The sequence below is a fragment of the Paraburkholderia flava genome (assembly GCF_004359985.1).
Lineage (GTDB): Bacteria > Pseudomonadota > Gammaproteobacteria > Burkholderiales > Burkholderiaceae > Paraburkholderia > Paraburkholderia flava.
The window spans coordinates 1,682,318-1,698,313 of sequence record NZ_SMRO01000001.1; the positions used below are offsets into that span (position 1 = coordinate 1,682,318).

At 64.5% G+C, this 15,996-nt stretch carries 16 protein-coding genes; 6 read left to right on the forward strand and 10 right to left on the reverse strand.

Features of this window, described 5'->3' with window-relative positions; all coding sequences use genetic code 11:
- Positions 1–26: 26 nt before the first annotated feature.
- The 6 genes from shc to E1748_RS07555 form a co-directional block, all read right to left on the reverse strand.
- The gene (shc, locus tag E1748_RS07530; RefSeq protein ID WP_133646473.1) at positions 27–1,988 is read right to left on the reverse strand and encodes a squalene--hopene cyclase; all 1,962 of its coding nucleotides are present in this window, start codon (positions 1,986–1,988) and stop codon (positions 27–29) included.
- Positions 1,985–3,250, reverse strand: coding sequence for a hydroxysqualene dehydroxylase HpnE (gene hpnE, locus E1748_RS07535; RefSeq protein WP_133646474.1), 1,266 nt, complete (start codon positions 3,248–3,250; stop codon positions 1,985–1,987). The genes shc and hpnE overlap by 4 nt, the downstream gene beginning before the upstream one ends.
- The gene (gene hpnD / locus E1748_RS07540; RefSeq protein WP_133646475.1) at positions 3,250–4,098 is read right to left on the reverse strand and encodes a presqualene diphosphate synthase HpnD; all 849 of its coding nucleotides are present in this window, start codon (positions 4,096–4,098) and stop codon (positions 3,250–3,252) included. Before hpnD ends, hpnE begins: the two co-directional genes overlap by 1 nt.
- 227 nt (positions 4,099–4,325) lie before the next feature.
- On the reverse strand, positions 4,326–5,264 hold the full coding sequence (locus E1748_RS07545; protein WP_133646476.1) for a sensor domain-containing diguanylate cyclase: 939 nt from the start codon (positions 5,262–5,264) through the stop codon (positions 4,326–4,328).
- Positions 5,261–5,884: a chemotaxis protein CheC gene (locus E1748_RS07550; RefSeq protein ID WP_133646477.1), complete on the reverse strand. Its 624-nt coding sequence runs from the start codon at positions 5,882–5,884 to the stop codon at positions 5,261–5,263. Before E1748_RS07550 ends, E1748_RS07545 begins: the two co-directional genes overlap by 4 nt.
- Positions 5,877–6,245 carry a response regulator gene (locus E1748_RS07555; protein WP_133646478.1) on the reverse strand — a complete coding sequence of 123 codons (369 nt, stop codon included), beginning with the start codon at positions 6,243–6,245 and terminating at the stop codon, positions 5,877–5,879. Before E1748_RS07555 ends, E1748_RS07550 begins: the two co-directional genes overlap by 8 nt.
- A 725-nt stretch (positions 6,246–6,970) precedes the next feature.
- Here E1748_RS07555 and E1748_RS07560 point away from each other — a divergent pair.
- Entirely contained in the window at positions 6,971–9,232 is a 2,262-nt protein-coding gene (locus E1748_RS07560; protein ID WP_133646479.1) for a hybrid sensor histidine kinase/response regulator, read from the forward strand.
- A gap of 206 nt (positions 9,233–9,438) precedes the next feature.
- The gene (locus tag E1748_RS07565; protein WP_133646480.1) at positions 9,439–10,422 is read left to right on the forward strand and encodes a hypothetical protein; all 984 of its coding nucleotides are present in this window, start codon (positions 9,439–9,441) and stop codon (positions 10,420–10,422) included.
- Between the two features lie 40 nt (positions 10,423–10,462).
- On the opposite strand, the gene E1748_RS07570 is transcribed toward E1748_RS07565, so the two are convergent.
- On the reverse strand, positions 10,463–11,014 hold the full coding sequence (locus E1748_RS07570; RefSeq protein ID WP_133646481.1) for an NADPH-dependent FMN reductase: 552 nt from the start codon (positions 11,012–11,014) through the stop codon (positions 10,463–10,465).
- 232 nt (positions 11,015–11,246) lie between these two features.
- Between E1748_RS07570 and E1748_RS07575 the strand changes: the two genes are divergently transcribed.
- From E1748_RS07575 to E1748_RS07585, 3 genes are all read left to right on the forward strand, one after another.
- Positions 11,247–11,456, forward strand: a complete 210-nt coding sequence (locus tag E1748_RS07575; RefSeq protein ID WP_133646482.1) for a hypothetical protein — start codon at positions 11,247–11,249, stop codon at positions 11,454–11,456.
- Positions 11,457–11,748: 292 nt separating this feature from the next.
- Positions 11,749–12,357 carry an RNA polymerase factor sigma-70 gene (locus E1748_RS07580; RefSeq protein WP_133647288.1) on the forward strand — a complete coding sequence of 203 codons (609 nt, stop codon included), beginning with the start codon at positions 11,749–11,751 and terminating at the stop codon, positions 12,355–12,357.
- Positions 12,344–12,547: a zf-HC2 domain-containing protein gene (locus tag E1748_RS07585; RefSeq protein WP_133646483.1), complete on the forward strand. Its 204-nt coding sequence runs from the start codon at positions 12,344–12,346 to the stop codon at positions 12,545–12,547. The genes E1748_RS07580 and E1748_RS07585 overlap by 14 nt, the downstream gene beginning before the upstream one ends.
- A 27-nt stretch (positions 12,548–12,574) precedes the next feature.
- Here E1748_RS07585 and E1748_RS07590 read toward each other — a convergent pair whose 3' ends face one another.
- The 3 genes from E1748_RS07590 to arsC form a co-directional block, all read right to left on the reverse strand.
- Complete coding sequence (locus E1748_RS07590; RefSeq protein WP_133646484.1) at positions 12,575–12,865, reverse strand: DUF1272 domain-containing protein; 291 nt, start codon at positions 12,863–12,865, stop codon at positions 12,575–12,577.
- 138 nt (positions 12,866–13,003) lie between these two features.
- Positions 13,004–14,380 (reverse strand): GntT/GntP/DsdX family permease, encoded by a 1,377-nt coding sequence (locus tag E1748_RS07595; RefSeq protein WP_133646485.1) that lies wholly within the window; start codon positions 14,378–14,380, stop codon positions 13,004–13,006.
- A 194-nt stretch (positions 14,381–14,574) separates the two neighbouring features.
- Complete coding sequence (arsC, locus tag E1748_RS07600; protein ID WP_133646486.1) at positions 14,575–14,934, reverse strand: arsenate reductase (glutaredoxin); 360 nt, start codon at positions 14,932–14,934, stop codon at positions 14,575–14,577.
- Between the two features lie 385 nt (positions 14,935–15,319).
- Here arsC and parA point away from each other — a divergent pair, with 385 nt between their 5' ends.
- On the forward strand, positions 15,320–15,982 hold the full coding sequence (parA, locus tag E1748_RS07605) for a ParA family partition ATPase (protein WP_133646487.1): 663 nt from the start codon (positions 15,320–15,322) through the stop codon (positions 15,980–15,982).
- Positions 15,983–15,996 lie beyond the last annotated feature (14 nt).

Here is a 15,996-nt window from a genome sequence, read left to right on the forward strand (position 1 = left end):
GGCGCCGGTACGCCGCGCGTCCGCCGTCACACCCCGACGACGACGCGCGTCGCGCCGTCGCGTTTCATCTGGCGATAGCGCGCGAGCGCCCACAGCGGGAAGAACTTGCGATAGCCGTGGTAGCGCAGATAGAACACGCGCGGGAAGCCCGTCGCGGTGAAACGCGTTTCATCCCACAGCCCGTGCTCGCGCTGCTCGCGCATCAAGTAGTCGATGCCGCGCGCCACTGCCGGATGCCCGACGTCGCCGGTCGCCATCAGGCCCATCAGCGCCCATGCGGTCTGCGACGCGACGCTCGGCGCGCGTTCGTAGCCGCGATAGTCGAGCTTGTAGCTGGTGCCGTCTTCGCCCCAGCCGCCGTCGTCGTTCTGGATCGACACGAGCCATTGCGACGCGCGGCGCATCCGCGGATCGTCGTGAGCGATGCCGGCCGCGTTCAGCGAACACAGCGCGCTCCACGTGCCGTAGATGTAGTTCATCCCCCAGCGGCCGTACCAGCTGCCGTCGGCCTCCTGTTCTTTCAGCACGTAGTCGAGCGCACGCTGCGCCGGTTCGCTCGCAGCGGGCATTTCGCCGAGCTGCGCGAGCATCGACAGACAGCGGCCGGAGACGTCGGCGGTCGGCGGATCGAGCAACGCGCCGTGATCGGAGAACGGGATGTTGTTCAGGTAGTACTGCGTGTTCTCGGGTTCGAATGCACCCCAGCCGCCGTCACTGCTCTGCATGCCGACGACCCATTCGCGCGCCCGCGCAATCGCCTCGCGATCGACGTTCGATCCCGTCAGCTCCGCCGCCCGCTGCATCGCCATCGCGACAACAGCGGTGTCGTCGACGTCCGGGTAGTGCGGGTTCGCGTACTGGAATGCCCAGCCGCCAGGACGCACGTCGGGGCGACGCGAGATCCAGTCGCCGCGCACGTCGAGAATCTGCAGCGGACGCAGCCACTCCAGTCCGCGCAGCACGGCTTCCTGTGCGCGGGCATCGCCGGTTTCGAGTAGCGCGTGCGCGGCAAGCGACGTGTCCCATACCGGCGACAGGCACGGCTGGCAATACGCTTCTTCGTCGCCGATCACGAGCAGCCTGTCGAGCGAACGGCGGGCGATCGCGCGGCTCGGATGATCGGCCGGATAGCCGAGCACGTCGTACATCATCACGGCGTTGGCCATCGCCGGGTAGATCGCGCCGAGACCGTCTTCGCCGTTCAGCCGCTCGTCGACGAAGGCGACAGCCGCATCGACCGCACGCTGACGCGTGTACTTCGGAAACAGCCCGTCGACGAGACGCAGCACGCCGTCGACCGCGCGGAAGAACATGAACCAGCCGGTGCTCTGATGCGGGGCCTTCGGCGACAGGCCGGTCGTCACCGGCGCCGAGCGGAACAGTTCGTCGATGCGCACACCGAGCGGATTGCGCGCGACCGGCCGCTTGGCGTTCAGCACGAGCAGCGGCACGATCACCGTGCGCGCCCAGTACGACACCTTCGACAGGTGGAACGGAAACCACTTCGGCAGCAGCATGATCTCGACCGGCATCATCGGCACCGCGTACCACGACACCACGCCGAACAGCGCGAGCAGGATCCGCGTGAACACGTTCGATGCCTCGGCGCCGCCGTGCGACAGGATCGCTTCACGTGCACGCCGCATGTGATCGGCGTCCTCGGGGTCGCCGATCATCTTCAGCGCGAAGTACGCTTTCACGCTTGCGCTAACGTCGAGCGCGCCGTCGGTGAAGAGCGGCCAACCGCCGTTCGGCAACTGGATGCGGCGCAGGTAGCGCGCAATTTTCTGTTCAAGTTCGACGTTCGGCGTTTCGCCGAGGTAATGCACAAGCAGCACGTACTCGGCCGGAATCGTCGCGTCGGCTTCGAGTTCGTAGACCCAGTGGCCATCGGGACGTTGGTCGTCGAGGATCGCATCCGTGGCGCGTTCGACGGCTGCGTCGAGCGCAGCGGTGTCAGCGGTCGGGGCGAGAGAAAGATCGTTCATCGGCGTTCCATCGGTTCGTTCAGCAGGGTGTCCGCGGCCTTCTGGCCGGAGCGGATAGCGCCCTCGATCGTCGCTGGCAGGCCGGTGGCCGTCCAGTCGCCTGCGAGCACAAGGTTGTTCCAGCGGGTGCGCGTGCCGGGGCGGCGCATCTCTTCTTCGGGCAACGCCGCGAAGGTCGCGTGTTTCTCGATCACGATCTGCCACGCGGGCATCGGCTCGACCGGCAGGTTGGCGGCCTGCGCGACTTCGGCCCAGATCGTCTTCGCGAGTTCCTCGCGCGGCGTATCCAGCAGGCGACCGGCACCGCTTATCGTCACCGACAGCCGGCCGTCGAACGCGAACAGCCATTCAGCGGTGGCGTTCAGCAGCCCGAGGATCGGCGGGTGTCCAAGCGGTGGTTCGACGGCGAAATGCACGTTGACGATCGCGGTGAAACGTCGCGGCGTCTGTACGCCCGGCACAAGCGTCTGCGCGATGTCGGACGGCACCGCGAGCACGACGCCGTCGCCGTTCGCCAGATCGATGGCGGTGTCGCCGAAATCGAGCGCAGCGACGCGGCCCGTGTCGCCGAAGACCATCGACTTCAGCCGAGAGCCGAGGCGGATCTCCGCGCCGCCATGCTGCAGCAGGCGCAGCGCGGGATCGACGAACGCGCTCGCGAGCCCGTTGCGCGCGACGAGCGGCCGGCACGCCTGGCCACCCGCGGCAAACGTCTCGCGCACGACCGCGCCGGCGAGCGCCGCCGTGCCGTCACGCGGCTCGACATTGAGCACCGCGAGAAACAGCGGCCGCAGCAGCCGGTCCCACAGCACGCCGTGGCAACGCATCGTCTGCGCCATCGTGCGACCGGGTTTCGCGAACAGCAGCGGGACGAGCGACAGGTAGTCGGCTGCGCGGGTGCCGGGCACGCGCGCGGCGGTATCGAAGATCCACAACGGCGTGCGACCCGGCGAAAGCCGCACGGTCCAGCGTGCCTTCGTCGCGAGATCCATGAAGGTGAATTCGGGCTGCGCGGGGCCGGCGAGTTCGTCGGCGGCGCCGATCGCACGGGCGTAGCCCAGCGTCGCGTGATTGCCCGACAGCACGAGGTGATTGCCGTTGTCGATCGTCGCGCCGAGCGTGCGGTCGTAGTACGAACGGCAACGGCCGCCGGCCTGCGCGGTGGCCTCGTGCAGCACGACGCGGGTGCCGCGTCGCTGCAGTTGCACGGAAGCGGCAAGACCGGCGAGCCCGGCGCCGATCACGTGGACGAGCCGCGCCATCAGAAGAACGCGTAGCGGGCCACGATCCACAGCAAGCGCGCACGCGGCTTGCTGACCTTCGTGCGCGGAATGTCAAAGCCGCGATCCAGCGTGCGGTCGAGCAGGCAGCGATACACGCCGGACATGATGCGCGGCGCGCGGACGTGCACGCGCGGCGATGCGTCCATGATCGCGTCGGCAGCAGCGAAGTGTTCCTTCGCGCGTTCGGCGATGGGTGCGCAGACGCGCGGCAGCGCGGGATCGTCGGCGATCGCGCTGGGGCTCGATATCGCGATGCCTTCGCGCGCGAGCAGTTCGCGCGGCAGATAGCAGCGGTTGAGGCCGGCGTCCTCGTCGATGTCGCGCAGGATGTTCGTCAGTTGCAGCGCGCGGCCGAGGTGGTGAGCGAGGTCGCGGCCGGGTTGTTCCTGCATCCCGAATATCCTCACCGATAGCCGTCCGGCCGCACTCGCGACGCGATCGCAGTACAGGTCGAGCGTGGCTTCGTCGGGTGCGCAGATGTCTTCGGCGGCGTCCATCGCCATGCCGTCGATCATCGCGTGGAAGTCTTCGCGCTGCAGATGGAACGTGTGAATGTGCCGCGTCAGCGCGGCCAGCGACGGGCGCGGCGCGCCTGCATAGCAGTCGTCGATGTCGACGCGCCAGCGCTCGAGCGCCGCCGCGCGTTCGGCGCGCGGCAGGTCGCCGTCGGCGATGTCGTCGACGGCGCGGCAGAACGCGTACACGTGGTACATCGCGTCACGTTGCGCGGCCGGCAGGATGCGCATCGCGAGATAGAACGAGCTGCCCGAGGTAGCGGCAGCCGCATCGGTTTGTGTATCGTCCACGACGAGATTGGAAACGGCCAAGACGATCTCCGCTGAGGCGCCCAAGGGCGATGAGGAAGTCACGCCTACCCGGGAGGGCAAGCCGTCCGCGCGCGCGGACACGCGCAAACAAACAATGAAAAGCCAAATCCGGCCAGGATGCCGGAAGCGGCGAAAAGTATACCAATGTTTGTTAGCCGACGCAGTTTGCGGGCCGATTCGAGCGTTTCCGTACGGACAGGCGGCGGGGGTCGTCTGTTTCGCTGGATTCAGCTGAACGCGATCGACCGGTTGCGACCCTGCCGTTTCGCGCTGTACAGCGCCGCGTCGGCTTCGTTGATCAGCACCTCGTAGGCGGGCACGCCTGTACGCGCCGATGCGCCGCCGACGCTCGCGGTGACCGGCACGCTGACGCCCTGCACGTCGACCGGCGTGTCGCCGATCGTGTGGCGGATTTTCTCGGCGACCCGCATCGCGTCGTCGAGCGGCGTGCACGGCAGCAGCAGCGCGAATTCCTCGCCGCCGAACCGGCCGAACGTGTCCTGCCCGCGCACCACCTCGGCGACCCGTTGCGCCATCTCGCGCAACACGCCGTCGCCGACCGTGTGACCGAACTGGTCGTTGATCTTCTTGAAGTGGTCGAGATCGAACAGCAGCACCGACAGTTCGCCGCCGTAGCGCTGCCAGCGCGTGTACTCGTCGCGCAGCCGCGCTTCGAAGAAGCGCCGGTTGGCGATGCCGGTCAGCCCGTCGCGGTCCGCGTATTCCTGCAGCTTCGCGACCGCTTCCTCGCGTTCGCGCTGCACGATGCTCACGTGCGTGACGTCCGACACGGTCACGCAGACGGCCACCACTTCGCGGTCGCGCATCAGCGGCATGAACGTGCAGTCCTGCTGCATGTAGTCGACGCCGCCGGTGATCGGCCGGTCGTGATCGAACTTGAACAGGTAGGGCCGCTGCTCCCACGAGCTGAACGCGAAGCTGCCAAGCTGGAACACGCTGTCGAGCTTGCGCGTGAGCCACACGCGCGGCAGCTCGGGAAAACTGTCGAAGATCGAATGACCGACCACCTGCTCGGCAAGCAGGCCGCTGTGATCCTGCATGAAGCGGTTCCACATCAGCACTTTCGCGTCGCGGTCGACGACGAAAATACCGAAGCCGACACGCTCGACGACGAGGTCACTCAACGAAGCAGCAGAAACATTCATAGGCTGGACAACAGCGCATCGAGCGCACGATTCATATGACGGATCGAATCCTCGGCCATCAGCATGACCAGATGCGCGCGAAAACTTTGGTCTTCGAGCGCGAAATTCACTTCGACCAGCAGCGCGACTTCCCACGCGAGCACGCCTGGCTGGAACACTTCGTCGAGCATCAACGACTCGCCCAGCATGCCGGGCGCGGAAAACACCGGCGTGCGGCCGAGCTGGTCGAGGATGCACGACACGCACGCGCCGGTCAGCGCGTTCGCGACGTCGAAAATCAGTTCCTGCTGCGTCGTCGTTTCGTAGGCGGAGCGCGCGTACGGATCGTTGACGAGATCGCACAGCTGCTCGACGCTGCCGCTGCGGCACAGCACCAGCGCCTCGCCCTTGATATCGGAACGAAAGCCCTGCCGCACCGCCGAGACCGGCTCTTCGATACCGGTCATTTCGCGCAACGTGTCGGCGGCTTCGCTTACGGCGACCACCCGCACGCGCGGCACGGACAGTTCGATGAACGCATCCAGCAGCAGCGCGAGACGTGTCGCGGCCTGACCCATCGCCAGATTGGCAACCTCCTGCAGCGCGTCGCGCTGATCTTCGGTGAGGACTGGTTCAGACATACAACCCGTACTCCTTGAGGATGGGCAGGACCGCCTCGGGGGTCACCGGCTTCGCGATGAACGCGACCGCGCCGAGCGAGCGCACACGCGCCTGCGCCATCGGCTGGATGTCGGCCGACACGACTATGACGAACGTGTTCAGGTCCTCGTGCCGCAGCGCCTCGAGCACCTGATAGCCGGTCATGTCGGGCATCGTCAGATCGAGAAACATCACCGATGCCTTGCCCTCGCGATACAGCGCGAGCGCTTCGCGGCCATTGGTCGCGTAGCTGATGTCGACGTCCCACTCCGGCGGCAGCGCTCTCGTGAGCACCTTGCGGGCAAGCAGTGAATCGTCGGCGATCACGATGGGCAAAGGCATGGGCTTGGGGCGACAGATCGAAAATGCGGATTGGGTTCGTGCGCGTTCGTTAACGGCGGCGACGGGCGTTTCTTTAATCGCCGTTAGAGAAACGGGACACGGAAAACCGGTATGTCTGCACGCGAATGGTGTTTTTTGCAGCGGATGGAAAGCGACTGCGGCGCGAGCGAACGCGCGCATCGATGGCGCTGCAGGCGCACGGCGCGTGAAACGCGCGTGCGATGGACGACGGCAATGACCGGCATGTTCGAAGCCTACCCCGTAGGTGGTTCTGCGCAGCAATACGGTCGATGCATGTCCTCGTCGCCGCGCGCGGTTCCGCGAATGCCCCTGCGTCACGCTCTTGCGTGCGATGTCCGGCGCCCTCGCGGCAAAAGTCGTCCGAACGTAGCGGACGCTTTGTTTTATGAGTGGCGGCGATTTTCAAAGCAAATGGATAGAAAGGCAACTCGCCAATAACTTTCTATGAACAAAAATGACCTTATTACTGTCTATCCTGGGAATATTTAAATTAGACGATTGAGTAAATGCCGCCGTTTATACTTTTGTGTACGTTTGCGCTTCCGGATTCGTCGCTGATTTTGCCGTGTCTGTCCTGCGTCTCTCTCCGGCCCGGCCGACAATTATCGATTCGCAAAGGGCTGTGCGCTTCGACTGGAATATCGCCGCTGTTGCCTTAACATGAAATCCAGCCATACTTCTGTCGAATTTCAGCGGTACCTACGATGACACCTGACCGGCCCGAACCGCCTCCCGCGAGCCGTCTTTCTCCTGCGCCGCAGGACGACGCGCCGTTTCCCGCGGTGCCCGAACATAACTTCGCCGTCCGTCGCATGACGCTGATCGCGCTGCTCGTCGCGGCCGTCGTGCTGCCGTGCGTGTATGTCGTGGCGATGGCGATCGGTGACCTGCATGCACGCGAGGCCGACGCGACCGACATCACGCTGCGCACGGTACGCGTCGCCGAAGAGCACGCGCTGAAAGTGTTCGACATGAACGAGGCGCTCGACGCACGCGTCGTCGACCTCGTGCAGGACCTCGACGACAACGGCATCCGCTCTGCCGAATCCGCGATCCACGAAAAGCTGCGCGTGATGGGCGGCGGTTATCCGCAGGTCGCGGCGGTGTCGATCTTCGGCGGCGACGGTACGCTGCTTGCGAGCAGCCGGTTCTATCCGGCGCCGCCGGTTTCGATCGTCGATCGAGAGGATTTCACCGGCATCCGCGATGGCCGCGTGATCGATCACGTGTCGAAGGTGATGGTCGGTCACGTCGCGGGCGAGCAGGTGTTCAATACGGGCGTCGTGCGACGCGACGACAACGGCGCGTTCGCGGGCGTCGTCTCGGTTGCGCTGCGGCCCAGCTACTTCAGCGCGTTCTATCGCGAGCTGCTCGGCGGCAACGACGCGCCGATGACGATGTCCCTGCTGCGCAGCGACGGCGCCATCCTCGCCCACTATCCGTCGCAACTGCGCCAGCCGACCGAGGTACAAGCCCACTCGCCGTTCGCCGAAGCACTTGCCGAGGGTCGTCGTGCGGGTGTCGTGCGCGCGCATTCCGTCACCGAGGACGACAACCTGATTCTCGCGTTCCGCCGGGTCGGCTCGTACCCGGTGTACGTGTCGTGCGGCTATCACACGTCCGCGATCTGGGCCGCGTGGTACCGGCATCTGAGCGTGCTGATCCTGTCGATGTTCACGCCGTCGATCGTGCTGTGGTGCGTGATCTGGCTGTCGCTGAAACGCCTCGGCGCGGAGGAGGAAGCGTGGGAGCGCTGGCAGGCGGAAGCGTCGATGCGGCGGTCGATCGAATCCGCGTACCGGCAGTCGCGCAAGATGGAGGCGCTGGGTAATCTCGTCGGCAGCGTCGCGCACGACTTCAACAACCTGCTGATGATCGTCTCGACGAACGTGCAGATCGTCCGCAGACGCGGCGTGCAGGGACTCGAGCGCGAACTGTCGGCGGTCGAGCGCGCGCTGCGCAGCGGCCAGTCGCTGACGCGGCAACTGCTCGGCGTCGCGCGCAAGCAGCCGCTGCACAACGAAACGCTCGCGATCGAACGCTGGCTGCCGTCGTGCCGCGACCTGCTGCGCGCGTCGCTCGGTGCGAAGGTGTCGCTCGTGATGGACATCGGTGTCGACGTGTGGCCGATGCGCGTCGACGTCGCAGAGCTCGAACTCGCGTTGATCAATATCGCGGTGAACGCGCGCGACGCGATGCCGAGCGGCGGCCGCTTCACGGTGCGGGCCGCGAACATCAGCTTTCGCCACGAAGACGGCTTTCCGCTGATCGGCGACTTCGTCCAGCTGTCGCTCGAAGATACCGGCGTCGGCATGCCGCCCGACGTGCTCGCGCGCGCGTTCGAGCCGCTCTACACGACCAAACCGAAAGGCATGGGCACGGGCCTCGGCTTGCCGCAGGTGTTCGCGTTCTGCGAACGGTCGGGCGGTCTCGCGGCGATCGACAGCGCGATCGGCGCGGGGACGTCGGTGCGGCTCTATCTGCCGCGTGCGGCCGCTGCGCCGGTGCTCGAAGGTCCAGGCGACATGCCGGCCGAGGCGCCGGGCACGCCGCATGGTCTGCGTATCCTGCTCGTCGAGGACAATGACGAAGTGGCAGCCGGCACCGAAGCGCTACTGCAGATGATGGGTCATCAGGTCACATGGGTGTTCAACGCCGACACCGCGCTGCGCCTGTTCGACGATGCGCACGCGAAACAGGCGCGCACCGGCGAACCGCTGCCGTTCGATCTCGTGATCTCCGACATTCACATGCCCGGCGCCACGAACGGCATCGACCTCGCCGAAGCGGTCCAGGCGTTCGAAACGAAGCTGCCGGTGATCCTCGTGACCGGCTACGCGGAAGAGCTCGACCGCGCGCGCCACGTCGACGTGCGCGTGCTGTCGAAGCCGTTCGATATCGCGCTGCTCGACCAGATCCTGCAGACGATCCAGCGCGATCTCGCGCATGCGCATCCCGAAACCTGAGGCCTGAGGCCGTACGCACTTACTGGTTGTAAAAACTGCGCCTCGCGTACACCGCTTCACCTCCATCAAGGCCGTCGAACCGGCTCGCCGCGCCCGCCCCACGGCGCGCCGTGCCGGAATCCGCCCGACCGGCACGATGCTTGCGGCCGAAGGAGAAAGGAAGCGCCGTCTGTCGCGCATCCCCCTTTCACAGTCGGGAGACAGCCATGAGACACACAGTGATCGGCCTGTTCGACAACTACGCCGAAGCCGAAAATGCGCGCGACACGCTCGTGCGGACGGGCTTCGCCCACACCGACGTCGAGCTTCAGGCGAACCCTCAACCCGCGACAAGCGAGCACCTGGCGTCGGGCGGGGCGAGCGTACTGGCGAACATCGAGCGCTTCCTGTCGAGCCTGTTCGCGTCGGGCCCGCGTACCGGCGACGCACAGCGCTATACGGATGCGGTGCGGCGCGGCGCGGTGCTCGTGTGCGTGAACGCGGCGAGCGAATCGCATGCGGAACTCGCGAGCAAGACGCTGACGAAGCTGGGCGCCGTCGACGTCGGCGAGCGGGCACCGGGCTGGGAAGCCACGCTAGACGATCCGGATGCGGGACGCGAGCACTCGGTGCTCGATGAACTGGGGATTGGTGGAATGGGCGGAATGAGCGCATCAGGCGCCGTGCCACCCGGCCAGCAGCCGGGCCGTGCATCCGTCGATCCGCTGACGCCGGCCGTCGACGAGCCGACGCCGCGTATCCCGTCCGTCGACGATGCCGCCGCGAGTGTGATCGCCGCGGGCGCTGCGCCCGGTTCCGGGGCGGTGCTGCGACCCGACCTGGCCGACACCGAAACTGGCGGTGTATCGCGACCCGCTGCGATACACAATCCGGTGCCGCCGCTCGCAAGCACGCCCGACGAATTCATGGAGTTCGAAGAGGATTTTCGCAGCCACTACGACGAGCAGTACGCGAGCGATGACGCGCGCTACGAAGATTACGTGCCGGCGTACCGCTACGGTGCAACGCTTGCACGCGACATGCGCTTTCGCGACCGCGCATGGGATGAGTTCGAACCGGAGGCCCGGCTCGACTGGGAATCTGGCGACGCATTCCGCGCCGGCACAACCGACGACGAAAACAGCTGGGAGCGCTTCAAGGTCGCGGTACGTCACGGTTGGGAACGCGTCACTGGACATCATCACGTATGAGGCAAGGCGGCGGGCAGCCGCCTCGCATAGTAGTGACCGCTTACTGTCCGTGCCGCTCCACCCATCCGACGAAGCGGTCCACGAACGTCTGCAGGAATTTGCGGGTGTCGTCGCTGACGATCTTGCCGGTTTCGTCAATACGCGACGGGTCGTACTTGATGAACATCTCCGGCTGCCCGAGCACGGGAACATCGAGGTAGGCGAGCACGTTGCGCAGATGCTGCTGTGACAGCGCGGTGCCGACAGCGCTCGGCGACGTGCCGATCACTGCGCCGGGCTTGCCGCCCCATACGCTCTTGCCCCACGGCCGCGAGCCCCAGTCGAGTGCGTTCTTCAGCACGCCGGGCATCGAGCGGTTGTATTCGGGCGTGACGAACAGCAGGCCATCGGCGGCTTCGATGCGCGCCTTGAACTGCTTCGCGGCTTCGGGGAAATCCGCGTCGTAGTCCTGGCTGTAGAGCGGGAGGGAGCCGATATCGACGAAATCGAACGAGAAGCCTTCGGGGGCCAGCGACGTCAGCGCATTCGCGAGTTGCCGGTTGGTCGAATCGCGGCGCAGGCTGCCGACGATAACCGCAATGTGGCGGGTCATGATCGTTTTCCTCAGTGAGGCGCACGAGGCGCGGAAATGGGCTCTCAATCATAACCGGAGGTATGCAGAAAGCCGCTTCGAGCGCGCCGGTGGATAACCCCGGCGTCGCAAAAGATATCCACAGTTTTGTTGAATAACCTTGTGGATAAGTTACGGCCGGTCCTTGTCCATCAAGCCAGGCTCCGGCCTCCACGGGTCCGCATCAGCGGATTTCGGACTATGGAGGATCACCATGACACTCGACCACGCGGGTAAATCGCACGACGAAGCCGTCGCCGCACGCAAGCAGCAGAAGCAGAAAGCCCAGGAGCAACCCGGCGGCGACATGGCCGTGGACAACACTCAGGCCGATGCGACGCACAGTGCCGGCGAGTTGTCGGAGAAAGGCAAGCAGGTGTGGCGGACCGGCAGCGGCATCGATGGCGGCGGGAAATCGTCCTGATCCTGGTGTTCCCAGCGCCGGTCGTTTGGCTTTGGTAAGAAATTTGCGATGGCGCTGTCATCAAAACGCGTATCGCGCGACTAACTCTCCAGCATGCACGCGAACGCGTCGCGCCGATCCCGTTCGATTGCGGTAGGCGGCAGCGTCAACGTGCGGGAAAATGGGTGACGGACCCAGGACGGGCCTCATCTCACCCAGACATGAACACGATTGAATTTGCAGGACGCCCACGTTGGGATACCTGCGACGGCTCGACGCTGTCGGCAGGTTGTCGTTTGTTGCCGAGGTCCGCGTGACGGCCGCCACGCAGGCGGGCTTCGACGACCCGGTCTATCTGGGCCAGTTGCGACGCGATCTGTTCCGCTTCGCGCGGCTGCAGTTGCGCGATGCAGCCGCCGCCGAAGACGCGGTTCAGGAAGCGCTCGCGGCAGCATGGGTACAGGCGGACCGGTTCGCCGCGCAATCGGAGCACAAGACATGGGTGTTCGGCATCCTGAGGCACAAGCTGGTCGATACGCTGCGCGCGCGGCGCCGGACGATCAATCTGTCGGCGCTCGAATCGGAACTCGACGGCGAAGCATTGCTCGACCGCGAGCTGTTCAAGGAGAACGGGCACTGGTCGCGCGAAACGAAACCGCGTCCGTGGCCGACACCCGAAACCGCGTTACGTCAACAGCAGTTCTGGGCGCTGTTCGAGATGTGCCTCGATCATCTGCCCGAGCACATCGGGCGCGTGTTCATGATGCGTGAATTCCTCGATCTCGATACGGCCGAGATCTGCAAGGAACTCGAGATGACCGCGAATCACTGCAGCGTGCTGATCTATCGGGCGCGTCTGCGGTTGCGGACCTGCCTGACCGAAAAAGGCCTCTCCAGCGAGGACGTCCATGGGGAAATGTAAGAACATCACGCGGCTTCTGTCCGACGCGCTCGATCGACCGCTAAACGCCGGCGAATGGCTCGCTGTGCGCGTCCATCTGCCGACGTGCAGCGGTTGCCGCAACTACCGGAAGCACATCGCGTTGTTGCGCGCGGCCGCGCACGAAGCGAGCGGAATCGCCGGTTCAGGTGCGACGGGGTCGAACGACTGACGTTGTTCGAGGTTGTCCGGAAGTAAGTCAGCGCTCGCCGGGTGGAACGTCGCGGTAGCGTGCGAGAAACGCTGCGTGCGCGTCGGCGTTCACATCGACCGGATGACGTTCTGTCGACGCCGGATTTTTCGCGAGCATTGCGCGCGGACGGATCGGTCGATGCCGGAAGTTACCGCCGCAATTCGGGCACACGTTGCGCAGAACATCCGATACGCACACTTCGCAGAACGTGCATTCGTAGCTGCAGATCATCGCGTCGGATGCGTCCGGCAGCAGCGTCTTGCCGCAGCCTTCGCAGGATGGTCTCAGTTCCAGCATATCGCGGGCTCCCTCTTCTCTTGTCGACGCTAGTCGGGGCTCTTTCAGGTTCGTGGCGCGACCTAGTGTAGGCCGCGCCCGCCGCGGTACCTGCCATCTCGCGTTCAATTGCTGCTGTTTGGTTGCATCAGAGCTGCATCAGGTCAGCACGCCCCACAGCACCAGCGTCAACGCGAGCCCGACGACCGAGACGATGGTTTGCAGGATCGACCACACGAAGACTGTCTGCTTCAGCTGCAAGCCGAAATACTCGCGCACCATCCAGAAGCCGGCGTCGTTCACGTGACAGAAGAACACCGAGCCCGCGCCGATCGCGAGCGCCATCAGCGAATTGTGCGTGGCGCTCAATCCGACGACGACCGGCGCGACGATGCCAGCGGTCGTTGTCGTTGCGACGGTCGCCGAGCCGGTCGCCTGTCGCAGTGCGACAGCGATCAACCACGCGAGCAGGATGAGCGGCATGTGCGCGCCCACGGCGATCTTGCCGACCGTCGTGCTGATGCCTGCCACGACGAGCGCCTGTTTCAGGCCGCCGCCGGCACCGATCGTTAGCAGCAGCGCGGCGATCGGCGGCAGGCTCTTGCGCAGAATCCCGCCGACGCGATCGCGCGGCATTCCTCGCGACCAGCCGAGCGCAACGATGGCGAACAGCACCGTGAGACCGAGTGCGATCAACGGTTCACCGAGGAAGTTGAGCGCGTCGAACAGCAGCGTTTCAGGCGAAAGCAGCAGCTTCGCGATGGTGCGGCCGAGCATCAGCACGACCGGCAACAGGATCGTGACCAGCGAGATCAGGAATCCCGGCTGGGCGCCGTCCGTCACTTTGGCCGTGAAGAGCTTGCCCATCTCTTCCGGCTCGACGACGTGCATCCGCTTCGACAACCACATTCCATACACCGGTCCCGCAAGCACGACGGCCGGCACGGCGACGATCAGACCCAGCCCGAGGGTGATGCCGAGGTCGGCATGCAACGCGCTCACCGCGATCAGCGGACCCGGATGCGGCGGCAACAGTGCGTGCAACGTCGTCATGCCGGCGAGCGCGGGAATGGCGATCCGGAGGATCGGCTGCTGTGAGCGACGCGCCATCACGAAGATGATCGGCACCATCATCACGAGACCCACTTCGAAAAACAGCGGCAAACCGACGATGATCGCGACGAGCGCCATCATCCACGGCAGCAGGCGTGGCGTCGAATGATCGAGGATGGTGGAGACGAGCCTGTCGGCCGCTCCCGACTCGGCCATCAGCGCGCCGAGCATCGCACCCAGCGCAATGATGATGCCCACGTCTCCGAGCAGCGCGCCCGCCCCTTTGCTGAACGCGCCCGCTACCGCCTCGAGCGGTAGCCCGGCCGCGAAACCCGCGGCGAACGTTCCGACCAGAATCGACAGGAACGGCGCGAGCTTCAACGCGCTGATAAAGACGATGATCAACGCGAGGCCGAGCACGCACGAGAGAATCAGACGGGTGTCGTGGGGCGCCCACGGAGTGAGAGATGTCGTTAGATGCACGGTGTCCCTTTGTTGCTTTGTTGCTTTGTTGTTGACGTGTGGCGAACGCGGACCGCCTGGGTAGAGCCGCTGAATGCGGTCGCCGCAGATTGTAGCGGCCTCGCGGGGCAGCGTAGCGATTCTGCATACGCGGTGCCCCGTTACTTCACGTTTTGTTCAAACTGATGTCGCCGCTCTCTGCGCAATATTTTCGATTAATCGAATAACGCTTTGACGTTTTCCGGAGGTCGGCCGATTGCCGCGCGTCCATCGCGCACGACGACTGGACGCTGCATCAGGATCGGATGCTCAGCTATCGCCTGATAGATCTGATCGTCGGTCAATGCGAGATCGGCGAGACGCAGATCCTTGTATTCCGCTTCAGTCTCCCGAAGCAAACCACGCGGCCCGCAACCCACCATCGCGGCGAGCTCCTTGAGGCGACTCGCGGTTAGTGGATGCTTCAGGTACTCGACTATCTCAATGGGTTCGTCGGCTGTATTGAGCGTGCTCGCGATCAGTTCGCAGGTGCTTCTTGATTTCGAGCAACGGGGGTTGTGGTAGATGGTGATCATTCGGACGCGGTTCGGTTGAGGGTGGAAATGAAGGGCTCGCTTTGGTGATTTTAAGGGGTTGCTTTGGTCGGTTGGGGTTAATGGAAGCTTGTTCTGCCGAGGCGGGAGGTTTTCGCACTGTCCCTTGGTAGACGCTTCATCGGCCTCGATCGCGCCTCCGGTTTATGCGCATAAGGACGCCTGTCACGTGGACGACCAGAAGCAAGGTGATAGTCCATGACGCAGGACAAGCGCATCGAAGCTCGATCTTCTCAGCACCGCTCCAGCAGCTTTATGCGCATAAAACACGCGTCATCGATCAATTCGTCGTGCGGATACGACGAAAATCATTGAAATCAAAAACTCACAAGGTAGAATTCATCAACTTCTAGAAGAGGGGTGGCGCTTGGCAGCCGAAATCATTGCGGTAACTCAACAAAAAGGCGGGGTTGGCAAAAGCACGATCGCGATGCACCTTGGAGCGGCGTTCCACGAAAAGGGCAAGCGCGTGCTGGTCGTCGATGCTGACGGACAAAATACTCTGGTGCATTGGGCAAGCGCGTCGTCCGAAGGCGACTCTGGTATCCCGTTCCCTGTCGTCAACCTGTCCGAAGCCGGTGGACAGATCCATCGGGAAATCAAGAAATTCATCGGGGACTACGACCTGATCGTGGTCGACTGCCCTCCGTCCATCACGGAGAAGGTGTCGGGTGTCGTGCTTTTAGCCGCCACGATCGCGGTTATCCCAACTTCCTCATCGCCAGCGGATTATTGGTCGAGTGTTGGCCTCGTCAAACTGATCCAGCAAGCGCAGGTGATGAATGAGGATCTCCGCGCCGTCTTTCTGCTGAACAAGACTGAAGAGAAGCGGATGCTGACGCGCGAACTGAAGCTTGCGCTGGAACAACTCGGCTTTCCTTTACTCAAGACACAAATCCCGACCCGCGAGGCCTACAAACAGGCGATGGCGCTCGGTCAAACCGTCCTGCAGATGAACGACCGCGGCGCGAAGCTTGCCGCCCTTGAAATTCGCGCGTGCGCAGACGAACTCGCTGCGTTGCTCCCCTGACATTTATGCGCATA

Excerpts from the sequence above, each read along its gene's own strand:
- E1748_RS07590 (WP_133646484.1), bottom strand. The coding sequence starts at position 12,865 with ATGCTGGAACTGAGACCATCCTGCGAAGGCTGCGGCAAGACGCTGCTG.
- hpnE (WP_133646474.1), bottom strand. The coding sequence starts at position 3,250 with ATGGCGCGGCTCGTCCACGTGATCGGCGCCGGGCTCGCCGGTCTTGCC.
- E1748_RS07575 (WP_133646482.1), top strand. The coding sequence starts at position 11,247 with ATGACACTCGACCACGCGGGTAAATCGCACGACGAAGCCGTCGCCGCA.
- E1748_RS07545 (WP_133646476.1), bottom strand. The coding sequence starts at position 5,264 with ATGAATGTTTCTGCTGCTTCGTTGAGTGACCTCGTCGTCGAGCGTGTC.
- E1748_RS07560 (WP_133646479.1), top strand. The coding sequence starts at position 6,971 with ATGACACCTGACCGGCCCGAACCGCCTCCCGCGAGCCGTCTTTCTCCT.
- E1748_RS07570 (WP_133646481.1), bottom strand. The coding sequence starts at position 11,014 with ATGACCCGCCACATTGCGGTTATCGTCGGCAGCCTGCGCCGCGATTCG.
- shc (WP_133646473.1), bottom strand. The coding sequence starts at position 1,988 with ATGAACGATCTTTCTCTCGCCCCGACCGCTGACACCGCTGCGCTCGAC.
- E1748_RS07585 (WP_133646483.1), top strand. The coding sequence starts at position 12,344 with ATGGGGAAATGTAAGAACATCACGCGGCTTCTGTCCGACGCGCTCGAT.
- E1748_RS07565 (WP_133646480.1), top strand. The coding sequence starts at position 9,439 with ATGAGACACACAGTGATCGGCCTGTTCGACAACTACGCCGAAGCCGAA.
- E1748_RS07555 (WP_133646478.1), bottom strand. The coding sequence starts at position 6,245 with ATGCCTTTGCCCATCGTGATCGCCGACGATTCACTGCTTGCCCGCAAG.
- arsC (WP_133646486.1), bottom strand. The coding sequence starts at position 14,934 with ATGATCACCATCTACCACAACCCCCGTTGCTCGAAATCAAGAAGCACC.
- E1748_RS07550 (WP_133646477.1), bottom strand. The coding sequence starts at position 5,884 with ATGTCTGAACCAGTCCTCACCGAAGATCAGCGCGACGCGCTGCAGGAG.